Here is a 16,161-nt window from a genome sequence, read left to right as displayed (position 1 = left end):
CACGCCCCGGTTCTCGGGACGTGCGGTTGCCACGTGCGTCTTCCCATCCGGACTTTCACCGTCGGTCCTGGAGTTCCACCAGGTCAACCGCTCCTTCTCGCGAAGTCACGGGTCGCGGACTGTCACCGCCGGCTCGGAATTTCACCGACCCCAGAGCACGTGTGTTCTCTTCGTCCTCAGCTTAACGGCAACCAGCACCCCGGGAGTGTCATGTCCATCTCATCCGTCTGGAGAGAACTCGAATTCCCCGCCACCTCGGACTGGGTCGAGTTCACCCACGAAGACGGTCTCGCGCTCCGCCGACCGACGTTTGACACCGGCGGGGGTGGTCGGCGGCGGGTGCGGTTCGCGGCGCCGGTTGCCGGGCGGTGGCGGTGGGTGGACGGGGACGTGTCGGGCGAGTTCAACGTGATGGAGTCCGAGGAAACGAATCCGTTTTACGTGCATGGGTTTTGGAGGATGTCGCCGGGTGGGCGGAGTCTTGTGCATGCGGACGGGACGCCGGTTGTGCTGGTGGCGGATACCGCGTGGGCGTTGCCGTGGCGGGCGACCGCGGAGCAGGTGCGGGAGTATGCCGCCGATCGGCAGGCGAAGGGGTTCAACGCGGTCCTGCTGATGACGGTGCAGCCGGACATGCGGGCGGTCGGGCCGCGGGACCGTACGCAGGACCAGGGGTTCGGGGTCGGGTTCGAAGACCTTCCCGACGGTCGTCTCACCCGGATGAACTTCGAGTACTTCGAGTACCTCGACGAGTTGCTGCGGATTCTCGTCGAGCACGGGATCGTCCCGGTGCTGCAGCCGGTCTTCCACGGGTTCGGGTGGAAGGGGCTCGATGTCGCCGGCACCGTCGTACCGGCGGAGGAGTATGCGGAGTACTGCCGCTACCTCGTCGCGCGGTACGGCGCTCGGCCGGCGATCTACCTGGTCGGCGCCGACGGGGCCGGGACGGAGCCGCAGATCGCGGCGGGCGGGGCCGAGGTGCACGCGAGCGACTGCTACCACCAGCCGACCGGCATCCACTACCGCCCGCACATCCGCCCGGTCGCGCACCAGGACGCGGACTGGCTCGACTTCCAGTGGTGCCAGACCGGCCACACCGGCGAGCACGTCCCGGAGCGGGTCGCCGACCTGTGGCGCAACCTCCCGGTGAAGGCGGTCGCGAACGGCGAGCCGACGTACGAGCACACCGGCCGCACCGGTGTCGCCGAGGGCTGGTGGCAGGGGCACGAGGCGTGGAGCAACCTGTGCGCGGGCGGCACGATGGGGGTCGTCTACGGCGCGGGCAGCCTGTGGCAGTGGCGGCTGCACCCGGACGAGCCGGGCCATTCGGAGTACTTCCTCGCCCCGGGCGCGGGCTGGCGCGAGGCGCTCGGCTTCGAGGGTTCGACGTACGTCGGGATGCTCGGCAAGATCCTGGACGGCCTGCCGACCACCGACATGACGCCGGACTGGACGCGGGTGATCTCCGGGCGCGCGCTGAGTACGAAGGAGGGCGGTCTGATCGTGTACCGCGAGAACGGCGGGCCGGTGATGGTGTTCGACGACACCGTGCCGCTGGGGTACACGATCGTCGATCCGCGGGACGGCTCGGTGGTGGCGAGAGGTGCCCGGGACACGCCGGGAAGTCCATTGCCTGATGTTGGTGGCGCACCGAGGGTCTACATCTGCTTATAGTCCAGTTTGATCCTGTTGAGAGGGGTGTTGTGAACAGCAACCGCGCGGTGCGCCAGCCGGGGCTGGACGAGCTGCGGCTGCTTGCGAAGGTGGCCCGGATGTACCACGAGAAGGGCATCCGGCAACCGCAGATCGCCGCCGAGCTGAACCTGTCCCAGGCGCGGGTCTCGCGGATGCTGAAGCAGGCCGTCGAGGTCGGCATCGTGCACACGGTGGTGACCATGCCGAGCGGCGTGCACAGCGACCTCGAAGACGAGTTGCAGGGCCGGTACGGGCTGCGCGACGCGGTCGTGGTGGACACGATCGGCGTCGGCGACGAGGTCCTTCCGGCGCTCGGCTCGGGCGCGGCGGCGTACCTGGACATGACGCTCACCGGCGGCCACGTGGTCGGGATCTCCTCGTGGAGCGAGACGCTGATCTCGGCCGTCGACCGGATGCCGCGCAAGAGCGTGCCGGTGGTGGACAAGGTGGTGCAGATCGTCGGCGGTCTGGGCGACGCGGCGGTCCAGATGCAGGCGACCCGGCTGACGGCGCGGTTCGCCGAGCTGACCGGGGGGATGCCGGTCTACCTGCCGGCGCCCGGCCTGGTCGGGACCCCCGCGGTCCGGCGGGCGATGATGAACGACGTGTCGGTCCGGGACGTTCTGGGCACCTGGGGACAACTCACCGACGCCCTGGTCGGGATCGGCAGCCTCGAACCCTCGCCGTTGCTGCAGCGCAGTGGGAACGCGGTCGCGGAGGCCGACCAGGACGAGCTCCGCAGGCTCGGTGCGGTCGGGGACGTGTGTTTCCGGTTCTTCGACGAAGAGGGAAAGCTCGTGCGTTCTACGTTCGACCAACGGGTCATCGGGGTGACCGCGAAGGAGCTGCTGGCGGTGCCGCGCCGGATCGGCGTGGCCGGCGGCGAACGCAAGTACTCCGCGATCCGGGCCGCCCTGCTGGGCGGCTGGATCAACATCCTGATCACCGACCTCGCGATGGCGCACCGACTGCTAGGGGGTGTCTGATGGGTCCACGCCTACTGCGCGGCACTCGGCACGGCACCTCGCCGCACCGAGCACCTGCTCGCGACGGCGTGGACCCATCAGACACCCCCTGATGGAGCCTGACGAGCAGCGGGAGGTCTACGCCACCATCGACCTGGCGTTGCGGGTCGGTGAGGTGCTGCTGTCCAGCGGCGCCGGTACGGCGGACGCGACCGCGACGATCCTGGGTGTCACCGCGGCCGGTGGACTGCGCGGGTGCGAGGTCGACATCACGTTCACGTCGATGGCGGTGTCGTACCAGGAGGCCCCGGACGTCGCGCCGGAGACGCACATCCGGCTGGTCCGGTACCGCTCGCAGGATTTCTCCCGGCTGACCGACGTCGACCGGCTGGTACGGCGGTTCGCGCGCGGCGACCTGAATCGCGAGGAGGCGTCCCGCGAGCTCGCCCGGCTGACGTCAGCGGGCCCGCCGTACCCGCGGTGGAGCGCGGTGGTCGCGTGGGGCGTGATGGCCGGCGGCGCGACGCTGCTGCTCGGCGGCGGCTGGCTGATCACGCTGCTCGCGGTACTGACCGCGATCGTGATCGAGCTGAACAACCGCTGGTTCAACCGGCAGCGGCTGCCCGCGTTCTACCAGCAGGTGGCGGGCGCGTTCGTCGCGACCGCGGTCGCGTTGGTGCTGTACGCCGTCCACGCGCCGGTGAAACCGTCACTGGTCGTTGCCGCGGGCATCATCCTGCTGCTGGCCGGGATCGCCCTCACCGGTGCCGTCCAGGACGCCATCACCGGGTACTACGTGACCGCCGCGGCCCGCAGCCTCGAGGCGATGCTGCTCACCGGCGGGATCATCGCGGGCGTCTCGCTCGGGCTCGCGCTGGGGCTCCGGTTCGGGCTGAACGTCGGGCTCGAGACCCCGACGATCCAGCTCGCGAACCTTCCGGTGATGGTCATCTCGGGTGCGGTGATGTCGGTCGCGTTCGCGTACGCGTCGTATGCACCGCTCCGCGCGCTGTTGCCGGTGGCGGTGATGGGCGCGCTGGCGTCACTCGTCTTCACGCTGATGACGAGGGCGGAGTTCGGCCCGGCGTGGTCGACAGCGGCCGCGGCGTTCGTCGTCGGTCTCGGCGGGTACTCCAGCGGCCGGCGGACCGGCGTACCGCCGCTGGTCGTGGTCGTCGCCGGCTCGATCCCACTGCTGCCCGGCCTGACGATCTACCGGGGCCTGTACGAGTTGATGGGCCTCGGCAACCTGATCGGCATCGTCAGCCTCGCCACCGCCGTCGCGATCGGCGTCGCCCTGGCCTCGGGCCTGATCCTCGGCGAGTACGTCGCCCAGCCGATCCGCCGCGAGGCCCGCCGTCTGGAGGACCGGCTGGCGGGTCCGCGACTGGTCGGCCCCCGCCGCCCGGTCCGCCGCCGCTCCAACCGCCCCCGCCGCCGCGGCCGACGCGCGTCCTGACTATCGACCTGCCGGCCGACGGGCGCTGAAGGCGATGATCGCCGTACCGGCGAGGACACCGATGACGGTCCAGTTCGCCGTCGTGAGCGCGGCGCGGTAGGCGTTCGGGTCGAGGTCACCGGCACCCGCCTGCAGGATGGCGCCGACGACGACCGCGCCGAGCAGCGTCCCGACCTGCCGCAACGTACTGATGACCCCCGAGGCAGCGCCGGCCGACGCCGGCGGGACGTCCCGCAGGGCGAGCGCGTTCGCCGGCGCGAACACGGCCCCGGCACCGATCCCGCACACGACCATCCCGGGCAGCAGCCCGAGTACATGAGTGTCGAGGTCGGACGCGGCCAGCAGCAGGACGAAGCCCACCCCGAACAACGCGAGCCCGGGCGGGACGACGAGCCGCGGATGGACACGGTCGGCGAGCCGTCCGGCGACCGGTGAGATCAGCAGCGTGGCCAGCGACGGTGGCGCCAGCATCAGCCCTGCCTCGATCGGCGTCAGGCCACGGACGGTCTGCAGGTAGAACGTGTACAGCAGCAGCAACGCGACCGTCGCGAACAGGGCCGCCATCAGTACGACGTTCATCACCGCGAAGTTCTGCCGCCCGAACAAGTCGAACGGCACCAGCGGTACGCCGCCCTGCGTCCGGTATTGGTGCACCACGAACGCGATCAGCAGGACCAGTCCGACGACGACAGCCGGCCCGCCGTACCGCTGTCCCTCGAGCAGGGCGAACACGATCGCGAACAGCCCGCCGGTGGAGAGCAGCATGCCGACCAGATCCAGGCGGGCCCGACGCGAATCGCCGTACGGAAGCAGGAGGTACGCGCCGACGAGCGCGATCAGGCCGAGCGGAATGTTGGCGAGGAAGACCGACCGCCAGGTGAGGGTGTCGACCAGCAGACCGCCGACCGTCGGACCGGCGATGGTCGCCAGGCCGGCGACGCCGCTCCAGACCCCGAACGCGAACCCGCGCCGATCGGGCGGGAACGTGGTCGTGATCAGCGTCAGGGTCTGCGGCATCAGCATCGCCGCTCCGACGCCCTGCAGCGCGCGGGCGACGATGAGCTGGGCGGGGTCCTGCGCCAGGCCACACAGCGCGGACGCGATCGTGAACGCCGCCAGCCCCGCCAGGAACATCGTGCGCGGGGTGTATCGATCGCCGAGGCGGCCGAATGTCAGCAGGAGCACGGCGAAGACGAGCGTGTAGCCGTTCACCACCCACAGCGCTTGGTCCAGGGACGCGCCGAGCCGCTGCTGCAGGTCCGGAAGCGCGATGTTCACGACCGTGGTGTCGAGCATCGTCATGAAGAAGGCGAGGCACACAACGGCCAGGATCGGCCCTGGGCGTTGGACTGTGGGGGTCATACTGCCGCCATTGCGGGTTCGAGCGAGGACGTTCGGGTGCGGATCAGGACGACGCCGTACCAGGCGATCCAGATCACCCAGATGATCCAGCCGGCCAGGCCGATCAGGTCGACGGGGCCGGGGTTGCTGAACACCAGCGGTAGGAGCAGTGCACCCGTGAGTTGGAGGGCTCCGGCGACGAATCCTGTGCCGGCGTGCGTGCGGCTGATCAGCCCGGAGCGGCGGCCGGCGATCGACAGTCCGAGCATCGCGGTGGCCAGGTAGGTGCCGTTGAAGGCGAACAGTGCTTCGTTGAGCGCCCACAGGCCGTTGCTCGCCGACGTGTCCGTGGCGGTGCCGGTCAGGGCCAGCCTGGTCGCGATGAACACGGTGAAGGTGGCGTTCTGCAGCAGAAGGCCGGCCAGGCCGACGACGGACCAGGCTTCGCTACGTGCCCGTTCCGACGAACGCACCGCCGCGTAGGCCCCGGCGCCGAACAGGACGGCCAGGATCCAGACCGCGACGGCGAGAGTTCCGCTGAGCCCGATCAGGCCGGCGTGGCTTCCGAAGTACGCCATGACCGCGTCGGTCGGGTCGCCGATCAGTGGCAGGCCGGTCGGCGCCAGCACGAGGTTGGTCCCGGCGAGCAGGGCCGCGAAACCGAGCGCGGCCCAGCCGCCGAGGCGGGAGAAGGTCATGACGTGCGTTCCTTTCACGCGGCAGGAAGCTGCTACGCAGGAACTATATTCATTAGAAGGTGTGTAAAGTCAATGGTTCAGCGGATCTCCTCCAGTACGACGTCGTCGAGCTGCAGCCAGACGTCCTGGCTGTGCCCGAAGAAGCCGGCGTACAGCTGGATCAACGACTCCTGTCCGGAGTCGAACTCGACGCTGACCTGCGTGTACTGCGGATGCGCGCCGCCGGTCTGCTGGGCGATCGTCCGGCCGCGCAGGGTGCGGACGCCGAGCATCGTCTCGGAGTTGTTCTCGGCGGTGCGGACCCAGGCGGACAGCCGGTACCGGTGATTGGGGCGGACGGCAACTGTCTGCTGGAGCTGGTGGGTGCCGATCGAGTCCCGGACGTACGCGTTGTTGGTGCCGCTGTGGGCCAGGTTGCTGCGGTCGATGCCGCCGGTACCGCTCAGCTGCCAGGGCGCGGACGGCGTACCGCTCGTCTGTGCCTCGAAGCCGGGATCGCTGACCAGGTTGGTCGGCTTGGCGTCGTCGGTGAGCTTGGTGTGCATCAGGAACACGTTGTACGGGTCCCACTGCGCCATCGTGAAGTAGAGGTCGGGGCCTTGCGACCACGGGTGCATGAAGGATCCGTAGAGCCCGGGGTAGTCGGTGCTCTTGGCAACGATCTGCTCGCCGCTCCACGGGCCGGTCAGGTCGGTGGCCGAGCGGAGTACGATCGCGGCCCGGTGTTCGTCGAGGTACATCATCAGCCACTTGCCGGTGTACGCGTTCCACTGCACCGAGACCTCGCCGATCGGACCGGCCGCGACCGGTACGGCGGCTGCCTCCCGCGGCGACCAGGTCCGGCCGTCCCAGTACCGCCAGGCGTTCTTCTGCAGGACCTGCTGCTCGGGGACGCGGGCGAGGTGCGCGCTGCCGAAGCGGCCGTTCGGCGTACCGACCATGTAGACGTAGCCGTTGCTCTTGGTCAGCGCCGTCATCTGGAAGTTGTCGTCCCAGGCCTTGGTGTTCTTCCACTGGGCGGTCGGGGACTTGGTCCAGGTCTCGCCGTTGTCGTCGGAGTACGCGAAGCCGGAGTAGTTCGTGAACCAGCTGCCGGCCGGGCCCCAGTAGTTGACCGACATGTACTGCACGTACTGGCGGTGGCCGACCGAGATGCCCGCGGTCGGGATCACCGTGTGCTCGTCGCGGTCGATCTTCTTGCAGGGCAGGAACTCCTTGGCGTGCCCGGGCCGGTCCTCGGCGGCCGAGTCGAACGACATCCCGTCGGCGAGGTTGCGGTCGGTACTGCGGAGCAGCAGGTTGCACCGCCAGTCGATCGTGGCCTGGTCGCCGGCGCCGCCGCCCGGCCCGGTCCAGCCGCTGCCGTAGCTGTCGCCGAACGCGGACAGGATCTCGCCGGAGCCGTTGTCCCAGAGGATGCCGAGGTCAGTCGCCTTCAGGGCGAACCGGGCCTCGGTGTCGTTGATCGACTGCGGGCCGGTGAGCTTGGCGACCCGGTCGACGGGGGTCGGGACGGCGGAGGCTTGGGCGGGCGCCGAGGGGTCGGCGGGCACCACGGACGCCGCGATCAGGGCAGGGACGACCAACAACCATCGCTTCCGCATCAGGTTCTCCTCGGGCGGGTGGAGCTGGCAGAGAAATCGATTTCCGGTCACCGTAGCCGGGGGGTTTCGGCCGGGTCAACGGGTGGCGTGTGGTTTACTGCCCGATGGTGCGATTCCACGGAGTGACGGTTGGACACTGTTGTCCGGGCCCGTCGGCTCCGCCGGGAGGTGGAGTGACCCGGATGTGACCGGGGCCATGCGGTGATACCCCGCTCTCAGCTCGGACCCTCTGAGGTCCCTGGCCATCGTTGAATGATGGAGAGCGAAGCATGTTCACAGGACGTATCGAGAACGTGGGGACGGTCGCCGGGGTGGCCGGCGAAGTTTTGCGGGTCGCGTCCGACGTAGCGGTCGCGCCCGGAGGCGCGGTCTGCCTCGACGGGATCCGGTTCACCGCGGCGCCGGCGCCGCTGGGTGAGCTCCGGGTGGTCGTGACGGACGAGACCCGGCGACGTACGACGCTGGATCGGGTTGCTGCCGGTCTGCGAATGAACGTCGAACGGCCCGTGGCAATCGGCGACCGCATCGACGGGCACTTGATCCAGGGACACGTCGAGGGCGTCGGCAGGGTGCTGCGGGTCGATAGGGAGCCGGCTGGACATCGGGTGTGGCTCAAGCCACCGGAGCGGTTACTGAGCCAGTTGGTGGCGAAGACGTCGATCGCGGTCGACGGCGTGAGTATCACGGTCGCGGAGGTGCTGAAGGACCGGTTCTCGGTCGTACTCGTACCGAACATGCTGACCAAGACCACCCTCGGCGCGCTGGCCGCGGGCGACCGGGTGAACCTCGAGAGCGACCTGCTGGTCCGGATGGCCCGCGACGGGCACGGGCCCGAGTTGATGCGGGCCGTTGCGCAACTGCCGTGGGCGGGACAGCTCAGCGGCGAGGCCGGCGTCCAGAAGGTGGTCGCGCAGATCGCTGCTGGTGGTGGGGTGGTCGTGTGGGACCCGACAGCTGAGGCTGAAGGGGATGTGGTCTTCGCGGGTGAGCGGTTCCGGCCCGAGGCGATGCGGTTCCTGCTCACGCAGGCGTGCGGGCACACGACGGTTCCCTGTGCGCCGGAAGTGCTGCAGCGGTTGAAGATCGGGCCGATTCCGGGCGACGGGGATCGGCAGGGCACGGCGATGCACGTGTTCCCGTTGGCGGCGCGGCCCGGTCTGCCGGCTGAGCGAGGCGGACACACGGAAGCGACCGTTGCCTTGTGCAAGGCGGCGGGCCTGGCGCCGGTCGGTGTTTGTTGCGAGGTGATGCGTACCGACGGGGTGATGGCGGGGCCGGCCGATCTGGAGCAGTTCGCGCTGCGGTGGGAACTGCCGATGATCAACATCCACGATCTGGCCCGCTGGCTGTGAAGGGCGCCGAGTTGTACGACGATCCCGAGTTCCTGCGCGGGTATCGCGAGCTGCGCCGGGCTGGGCTGGGGATCAACGACGCGTTGGAGATTCCGGCGATGGCAGCTGCGCTGCCGCCGGTCGAGGGGTTGCGCGTCGTGGATCTCGGGTGTGGCGAAGGGGATTTGGCGGTGCGGCTGGCGGAGGCGGGCGCAGCCGAGGTGATGGCGGTGGACGCCTCGGCACAGATGCTGGCGGCGGCCGTACCGCATCCTCGGGTCCAGTTTGTGCGGGCCGACCTCGCGCAGTTCAACCAGCCGCGTGGGTTCGCCGACCTGGTGGTGAGCAGTATGGCGCTGCACTACGTCGCGGACTTCGAGGTCTTGGCCGGCCGGGTCTTCAGGTGGTTGAGGGACGCCGGGACGTTCGTGTTCACGATCGAGCACCCGATGGTGACGGCGCCGATGGTGGCGGCTGATTGTGTGGTGGACGACTACGCCGACGAGGGGCGGCGAGAGCGGACCTGGTTCGTCGAGGGAGTGGTGAAGTACCACCGGACCATCGGGACGGTGGTCGGCGTCCTGCGGCGGCACGGCTTCCGGCCGGAGCTGCTCGACGAGCCGCTCCCGACGGTGGACGAGGTCGCCGCTCACCCACATCTCGCGCTGCATCGCCGGCGCCCGCCGATCCTGCTGGTATCGGCGCGGGCTTGACGAAGTTTTATCCGTATGGGTAACTTTTACTCATGCGGATAAAACAGGACACCGATCGGAGCCGTAGTACGGCGGCGCGGCGGGATCAGATCGTCGCGGCGACGATCGCGGTGCTCGCGCTGCGTGGGTACGCCGCGACGTCGTACGACGCGATCTGTGAGCAGGCCGGGCTGAGCAGCAAGCGGCTGATCTCGTACCACTTCTCGACCAAGGACGAACTGCTCGCGGAGGTCCTCCGCCGCGTCACCACCGACGCGGCGGAGCGGATGCGGCCCGCGATCGAGGCGGCCGCTGATCCCGCTGGGAAGCTGGCGGCGTACATCCGCTCCAACATCCAGTTCATCGCGGACCACCCAGAGCACGTGCGGGCTGTGCAGCAGATCGTCTACGCGGCTGTTCCCACGGAGGAGGCCGATTCGGCGGTGGCTCGGCTGGCGGTCCTCTTCGAGGACGGGCAGCGCGCCGGTGCCTTCCGTACGTTCGACGCGACGCTGATGGCGCACACCGTACGAGCCGCCATCGACGCCTCCGCCGACCGGCTGATCGCCGGCGCCGACCCCACCCACTACGCCGGCGAACTGACCGAACTGTTCCACCAAGCCACGCGGAGCGACCGGTGAATCGCTCCGAGGGAGAGGCGGCCGGCGCTGCGCGCCCAGCGGAGGCGGGGAGCGTAGGCGGGTCGGGGGCGGTCGGCAGCCCCAGCGCGACCGGCCGGCCCGGCATGGAGGTGAAGCCGAAGGCGCGGTGGGGGGCTGTGGTGGCGCCGGTGCTGGTGGATCTGGTGGTGCCGTTGGTGATCTTCTACGGGCTTCGGCGCGCGGGGGTCGGGGTGGTGGGGGCGACGCTTGCCGGGTCGGTGATTCCGGTGCTGCGGACGGTGTACTCGGTTGTCCGCGGGCGGAAGGTCGACTGGATGGCGGTGTTTGTGATTGTGGCGTTGGGGGTGGGGACTGTTGCTTCGTTGGTGATGGACAGTCCGCGGATGTTGCTTGCCAAGGATGGTGTGATCACGGCCTTGTGTGGGTTGTGGATGCTCGGGACTGTTGCCCTGGGCAAGCCATTGTTGCTGGCGGTCGGGCGCGGGATTGCGGAGGCCAAGCGGGGTGAGGGTGGCGGCGAGGTGTGGGCGAGCCGGTGGGAGAGTGAGCCGCGGTTCCGGCACGGGATCCGGCTGATCACGACCGTGTGGGGTGTCGGTCTGGTTGCCGACGCAGTTGTTCGTGTGGTGATCGCGTATGCGCTCCCGCTCGACGCCGTCCCGGGAGTGACGACCGTGCAGTGGATCGTGCTGTTCGTGCTGCTCTACGGCTTCATGATGGTCTACTCCCGCAAGAACGACCTGCTCGCATGAACGTCCTCGTCGTAGGTGCCGGCCCGACCGGCCTGCTGCTCGCGTCCGAGCTGACCCTCGCCGGAGCCGACGTACAAATTGTCGACAAGGCGACGAAACGTTCCGGCCAGTCGAAGGCTCTGACCCTCCAGCCGCGCTCGGCGGAGATCCTGCACTCCCGTGGCCTCCTCGACGACCTGCACGCCGCCCCACAGCTCCCAGCCGGCCACTTCGCCGGCGTCCCCCTCGACTACACCGCCCTCGACACCCGATTCCCTTACCAGCTAGGCATTCCTCAGCTCCGCGTCGAGCAACTCCTGGAGACCGATCTCGACGTACGCCGTGGTCTCGAGCTGACCGGTCTCCACCAGGACGACTCCGGCGTCGACGCCAGGTTCGCCGACGGTACGGCGATCCGCGCGGACTGGGTCGTCGGCTGCGACGGAGCCCACAGCGCCGTACGAACCATGACCGGCCTCGGCTTCCCCGGCCGCGACGGGCGGTTCACCGCGGTCGTCGCCGACGTGGTCCTCTCCGGCATCGAAGCCGACTGGCAACTCCCGACCCTCGTCCCGCGCGACGGTGCCGTCATGACGCTGGTCCCGCTGGACGACGGCGTCCACCGAGCGCTGTTCACCGGCCCCGAACAACAACACCTCCCGAAGAACCACTCCGTCACCCCCGGCGAGGTCTCCAACGCCCTCCGCGCCTGGTACGGCGACCACGTCGTCCTCCACGAACTCCGCTACGCCTCCCGCTTCACCGACGCGACCCGCCAGGCCGACCGGTACCGGGCCGGCCGCGTCTTCCTCGCCGGCGACGCCGCACACGTCCACGCCCCGACCGGCGGCCAGGGCATGAACCTCGGCCTGCAGGACGCCTTCAACCTCGGCTGGAAGCTCGGCGCGGTCGTCCGACGGGACGCGGACGAGCAGCTCCTCGACAGCTACCACGACGAGCGCCACCCGGCCGGCGCCGCCGTACTCTCGAACACCCGGGCGCAAGGCGTGTTGATGGTGCCGGACGACGACATCGCCTGTCTGCGCGCGACATTCGTCGACCTGCTCGACGTACCGGAGGCGAACCGCCGGCTGGCCGGCCTCATCTCCGGCATCGACCTCGCCTACGCACCGGGCGAGCACCCGTTGATCGGCAAACGCCTCCCCGACCTGCGACTCCCGGACGGTACGACGGTCGCCGACCGCCTCCGCCCCGGACGGCATGTACTCCTCGACGACGCGGGCCTTCCGGCCGAGCGGATCCTGGTCCGCCCGGACGGGTACGTGCAGTGGGCAACCGACGACCCGGCCGCGACGCCACCGCCGAATTTCGGCCACCCGATGACCCCGGCCGCGTCCAGCCGTTAGAGTTACCGACTGGAAACATCAGCGCGACGAGGAGGATCGACGTGGCACTGGGTAGGACGTCCCCGCGGGACCTGCCGCTGTTCGCGGATCTGTCCGGACGCGACATCCGGGACATCTTCCGGGCCGGCGAGGAGGTCTCGGTGCCGGCCGGCTGGTCGCTGATCCTGGAGCAGACGCCACCGGACGCGGCGTATCTGATCCTGAGCGGCACCGCCGCGGTCCGGGAGAAGGGCACGGAGATCGCCGAGCTCGGCCCGGGCGACATCGCCGGCGAGGTCGCGGTCCGGAAGAACACGTTGCGGACGGCAACGGTCACGGCGAAGTCGCGGCTGCAGCTGCTGCACTTCACCCGGGAGAAGTTCGACGACCTGACCAGGCGGCTGCCCGCGTTCCGGGACGCCATCGACGCCACCATTGCCGAGCGCCGCGGTGGCTCCTGAACCTGACCTCGCCGGGGTCCAGCGCGAGTTCGAGCGCACCCTGCTCGGCGGCGAGCGGAAGTTCACCCGCGTGCAGGTGTCCGAGCGGGCCGGGATCTCCACCGAGCGCGCCGAGCGGATGTGGCATGCGCTCGGGTTCGCGACGGTCCCGGACGACGAGGTGGCGTTCACCGACGACGACGTCGAGGCGCTGCGGCTGGTCGCGGCGCTGGAGGACGACGGGTTCATCGAGCCCGAGATGGAGTCGTCGCTGGCCCGCAAGCTCGGCCAGACCCAGTCCCGGCTGGCGTCCTGGCAGTCCGCGATGTTCCTGGAGTTCCTCGGCGGATCGAAGCTGACGGCGGACGAGTCGATCGAGGTCGCCGGGCTCTTGCTGCCGGCGATGGAACGGCTGCAGACCTACGTCTGGCGCCGGCACCTGGCCGCGGCCGCCGGACGTGCGGTCGCCGGGTCGGACGAACTGGCACGCGGCGTCCGCGCGGTCGGGTTCGCGGACATCGTCAGCTACACGCGGCTGACCCGGCGGCTGACCGAGGTCGAGCTCGGCCAGCTGATCGAACGCTTCGAGGGCACCGCCGCGGACGTGGTCGCGCTGAACGGCGGCCGCGTGATCAAGTCGATCGGCGACGAGGTCCTGTTCGTCACCGACAGCGCCGCGCAGGGTGCCGCGGTCGCGCTCGCGTTGCAGGACGCGGTGACCGCAGACCCGGACCTGCCCGAACTACGGATCGGACTCGCGTACGGCACCATCCTGATCCGGCTCGGCGACGTGTACGGCGAGGTCGTCAACCTGGCCGCCCGGCTGACCACGGAATGCAAGCCCGGCCGGGTGCTCGCCGACCGCGAACTCGCCGCCGCGCTCGACGGTCATCCGGCGTACACGATCCACCGGCTGCGCCGGGTCGCCGTCCGCGGCTACCGGCATCTCGTCCCGTACGCCATCCAGCGTGCGAACGGGTCACCCGCATGACATACGGTGTCACCCGTGCGGGAGATCAAGACGCCGGCCGAGCTGAAGCTGGCGAGTGGGGACGACTCGATCGTCGGATGGGCTGCCCAGGGATTCACCACCGGAGCGCGCGCCTGGAGCGCGGGATCAGCGGTGGTCGTCGCGTCACCGGACGTGTCGAAGCACGACCGGCTCGCGGTCGTCGGACCGGTGTCGGAATCGGTCCGGCTCGCGGCCGCCGTACTCACCGAAGTGGGGCCGTCGTTCCGGCCGTTCGGTGACGAGGAGCTGATCCGCGAGCTGGCCGAACACCTGCCGGGGCTGGAGTTCGCGGCCGCGTTCGGCTGGATGGACACCGACCAGGCGACGGAGGTGACGACGACCGCGGCCTGGCTGGACGGGGACGCCGGCGTGGAGCCGTTGCTCGAGGCCGCGTCGCCGTCGTCGTACGCGTGGCCCGGGCGTTCCGGTGTCCGGCGATGGGCCGCGGTGACCGGTGACGACGGCGAGCTGCTGAGTGTCGCGGCGGACGCGTGGAGTGCGCCCGGGGTCGGGTTCCTGGCCGGGGTCGCGACGCATCCTGTTGCCCGAGGCAAGGGATTGTCCCGCCAGGTGTGCGGGTTCGTGACGGCGGAGCTGGTGAAGCGGCACGGGCGGGTCGCGTTGATGGTGGACGGCGACAACGCGGCCGCGATCGCCGTGTACGAGCGGCTCGGGTACAGCTACCGCAAGGTCGCGGCGGCAGGTCCTAGCGCGTCGGTTTGACCGTCGGGGTCGGCTTGGGTGTCGGCGTCGGCTTGGGAGTCGGAGTGGTGGCCGGCGCGGGCGGTGGGGCGAACGGCGCCTTCGTGGTGTCCTTGCAGTTCCGGACGTTCGTGACCACGCCGTTCTCGTCCGGCACGATCACCGCCTGCGGGAACTGGTTGCTCGTGCTGCCGCGTTGCCCCGGCTGGTAGCTCTCCGCGCAGTCCTGGCGGTCCAGGTCGATCGGGTTGCCGTCCTGGTCGTACAGCCGGACGTCGACCTGCTTGCCCTGGGCATCGAACGGGTAGATGTTCGTCACCGGCGTACCGTTCAGCCGCAGCCCGTTGTCCGGCGGGTTGTACCCCGAGCTGCCGTGCCTGGCCTGGTAGTTGTCGAGGAACCCGAACGACGCACCCATGTACGCCGCCGCCAGGAACGCCGGTACGGCGACCGCCGCGACCACGTTCAGCGGTACGACGTACCAGAGCCAGCGGCCGTCCTGCTGGGTCCGGCGGCCGATCCAGATCGACACCGCCGCGCCCGCGAGCGCCCCGACCACGGTGACGGCCGGTGCGCCGAACAACGCGAAGAACCCGCCGGCGCCGATCATGCCGCGGGCGACCCACCAGATCGGCTGCCCGATGGTCAGCAGCTCGTGCCGGATGTTCGGCGGGATCTGGTCGATCCAGGTCCGGATCGCGGTCGCCCCGCGGGTGCCCTGCGGGGTGTCCAGCACCACCCGCGGGTCGTTCCCGCGCAGCGCCAGTACGCCGAGGAACGCCGCCGCGAACAGGATCCCGAACCCGAGCATCCCGAAGAACGAGGTCTCCCGCCGCGACCACGCGAAGATCGCGACCGCGATGAAGAACGGGCCGACGGTGGCGGCGATCACGCCCCAGCGCAAGGCGTTCCAGCCGGCGTCCAGGCGCTCCTTGTGGCTCTGCCCGGCCGGTCCGGTCCGTGGCGGGTACCCGGCCGCGGTCCGCAGCTCGTCGGCGTACTGACGCGGGGTGCCGAGGCGGTCCTGCAGCTGGCCGATCGTCGGCTCGGCGCCGAACTCGCCGGCGACCTCGCTGAGGTGACCGCCGACGTCCTGCAGTACGTCCTCCAGCTCGGCCGGCGGCAGGTCGCTGAGCTCGGACCGCACCTGCGCCAGGTAGATCGCCGCCGCCCCGGTGTTCACGCGGCCTCCTTGTCGACCAGCAGCACCGACATCGCGCCGGCGAAGTGGTTCCAGGTCTCGGTGGAACGCGCCAGCAGCTCCCGGCCGGTCTTGTTCAGCCCGTAGTACTTCCGGTGCGGGCCTTCCTCGCTCGGCTGCACGTACGACGTCAGCGCGCCCGCCTGAAACAGCCGCCGGAGGGTGCCGTACACGGAGGCGTCCGCGACGTCTTCCAGACCCGCGGCGCGCAGCCGGCGGAGTACGTCGTACCCGTAGCCGTCGGCGTCCCGGAGGACCGCCAGGACGGCGAGATCGAGAACGCCCTTGAGCAACTGGCTGCTGTCCACCCGGTCACGCTAC

The 16,161-nt window shown here is 70.0% G+C and carries 16 protein-coding genes and 1 riboswitch; of the genes, 11 read left to right on the top strand and 5 right to left on the bottom strand.

The annotated features are described in order from the left end of the window. Positions 1-29 precede the first annotated feature (29 nt). A riboswitch (FMN riboswitch) is annotated at positions 30-163 on the bottom strand. A 47-nt stretch (positions 164-210) separates the two neighbouring features. The 3 genes from ACXJJ3_RS20575 to ACXJJ3_RS20565 all read left to right on the top strand — a co-directional run bounded on the left by ACXJJ3_RS20575 (position 211) and on the right by ACXJJ3_RS20565 (position 4,119). Beyond that, a complete protein-coding gene (locus tag ACXJJ3_RS20575; RefSeq protein WP_458171827.1) occupies positions 211-1,674 on the top strand; it encodes an apiosidase-like domain-containing protein in 1,464 nt (487 codons plus the stop codon). Between the two features lie 29 nt (positions 1,675-1,703). Then, on the top strand, positions 1,704-2,681 hold the full coding sequence (locus ACXJJ3_RS20570) for a sugar-binding transcriptional regulator (protein WP_458171826.1): 978 nt from the start codon (positions 1,704-1,706) through the stop codon (positions 2,679-2,681). A gap of 91 nt (positions 2,682-2,772) precedes the next feature. Further along, the gene (locus ACXJJ3_RS20565; protein ID WP_458171825.1) at positions 2,773-4,119 is read left to right on the top strand and encodes a threonine/serine ThrE exporter family protein; all 1,347 of its coding nucleotides are present in this window, start codon (positions 2,773-2,775) and stop codon (positions 4,117-4,119) included. Here the strand turns inward: ACXJJ3_RS20565 and ACXJJ3_RS20560 are convergent, their stop codons facing one another. From ACXJJ3_RS20560 to ACXJJ3_RS20550, 3 genes are all read right to left on the bottom strand, one after another. Further along, positions 4,120-5,481 carry an MFS transporter gene (locus ACXJJ3_RS20560; protein ID WP_458171824.1) on the bottom strand — a complete coding sequence of 454 codons (1,362 nt, stop codon included), beginning with the start codon at positions 5,479-5,481 and terminating at the stop codon, positions 4,120-4,122. Beyond that, positions 5,478-6,158, bottom strand: a complete 681-nt coding sequence (locus tag ACXJJ3_RS20555; RefSeq protein WP_458171823.1) for a hypothetical protein — start codon at positions 6,156-6,158, stop codon at positions 5,478-5,480. The genes ACXJJ3_RS20560 and ACXJJ3_RS20555 overlap by 4 nt, the downstream gene beginning before the upstream one ends. Positions 6,159-6,235: 77 nt before the next feature. Beyond that, a complete protein-coding gene (locus tag ACXJJ3_RS20550; RefSeq protein ID WP_458171822.1) occupies positions 6,236-7,762 on the bottom strand; it encodes a DUF4185 domain-containing protein in 1,527 nt (508 codons plus the stop codon). 269 nt (positions 7,763-8,031) lie between these two features. On the opposite strand from ACXJJ3_RS20550, the gene ACXJJ3_RS20545 reads away from it, so the two are divergent. From ACXJJ3_RS20545 to ACXJJ3_RS20510, 8 genes are read left to right on the top strand one after another with little or no spacing between them, the layout of a single operon-like run. Continuing rightward, the gene (locus ACXJJ3_RS20545) at positions 8,032-9,114 is read left to right on the top strand and encodes a 3,4-dihydroxy-2-butanone-4-phosphate synthase (RefSeq protein WP_458171821.1); all 1,083 of its coding nucleotides are present in this window, start codon (positions 8,032-8,034) and stop codon (positions 9,112-9,114) included. A gap of 11 nt (positions 9,115-9,125) precedes the next feature. After that, positions 9,126-9,806, top strand: coding sequence for a class I SAM-dependent methyltransferase (locus ACXJJ3_RS20540; RefSeq protein WP_458171820.1), 681 nt, complete (start codon positions 9,126-9,128; stop codon positions 9,804-9,806). 32 nt (positions 9,807-9,838) lie between these two features. Then, positions 9,839-10,426: a TetR/AcrR family transcriptional regulator gene (locus ACXJJ3_RS20535; RefSeq protein WP_458171819.1), complete on the top strand. Its 588-nt coding sequence runs from the start codon at positions 9,839-9,841 to the stop codon at positions 10,424-10,426. Then, positions 10,423-11,160 (top strand): VC0807 family protein, encoded by a 738-nt coding sequence (locus ACXJJ3_RS20530; protein ID WP_458171818.1) that lies wholly within the window; start codon positions 10,423-10,425, stop codon positions 11,158-11,160. The genes ACXJJ3_RS20535 and ACXJJ3_RS20530 overlap by 4 nt, the downstream gene beginning before the upstream one ends. Beyond that, the gene (locus ACXJJ3_RS20525) at positions 11,157-12,506 is read left to right on the top strand and encodes an FAD-dependent monooxygenase (RefSeq protein WP_458171817.1); all 1,350 of its coding nucleotides are present in this window, start codon (positions 11,157-11,159) and stop codon (positions 12,504-12,506) included. The genes ACXJJ3_RS20530 and ACXJJ3_RS20525 overlap by 4 nt, the downstream gene beginning before the upstream one ends. Positions 12,507-12,547: 41 nt before the next feature. After that, positions 12,548-12,946, top strand: a complete 399-nt coding sequence (locus tag ACXJJ3_RS20520) for a cyclic nucleotide-binding domain-containing protein (RefSeq protein ID WP_458171816.1) — start codon at positions 12,548-12,550, stop codon at positions 12,944-12,946. Further along, positions 12,936-13,916, top strand: coding sequence for an adenylate/guanylate cyclase domain-containing protein (locus ACXJJ3_RS20515; RefSeq protein WP_458171815.1), 981 nt, complete (start codon positions 12,936-12,938; stop codon positions 13,914-13,916). Before ACXJJ3_RS20520 ends, ACXJJ3_RS20515 begins: the two co-directional genes overlap by 11 nt. A gap of 15 nt (positions 13,917-13,931) precedes the next feature. Continuing rightward, positions 13,932-14,660, top strand: a complete 729-nt coding sequence (locus ACXJJ3_RS20510) for a GNAT family N-acetyltransferase (RefSeq protein WP_458171814.1) — start codon at positions 13,932-13,934, stop codon at positions 14,658-14,660. Here the strand turns inward: ACXJJ3_RS20510 and ACXJJ3_RS20505 are convergent. Then, positions 14,644-15,822: an HAAS signaling domain-containing protein gene (locus ACXJJ3_RS20505; protein WP_458171812.1), complete on the bottom strand. Its 1,179-nt coding sequence runs from the start codon at positions 15,820-15,822 to the stop codon at positions 14,644-14,646. The two genes, ACXJJ3_RS20510 and ACXJJ3_RS20505, sit on opposite strands and share 17 nt — an antisense overlap. Next, positions 15,819-16,148: a PadR family transcriptional regulator gene (locus ACXJJ3_RS20500; RefSeq protein ID WP_458171811.1), complete on the bottom strand. Its 330-nt coding sequence runs from the start codon at positions 16,146-16,148 to the stop codon at positions 15,819-15,821. Before ACXJJ3_RS20500 ends, ACXJJ3_RS20505 begins: the two co-directional genes overlap by 4 nt. Between the last annotated feature and the right edge of the window lie 13 nt (positions 16,149-16,161).

The organism is Kribbella sp. WER1 (assembly GCF_054189145.1).
The sequence above is the reverse complement of the archived record's forward strand: the minus strand, read 5'-3'. Positions and strand labels throughout refer to the sequence as shown.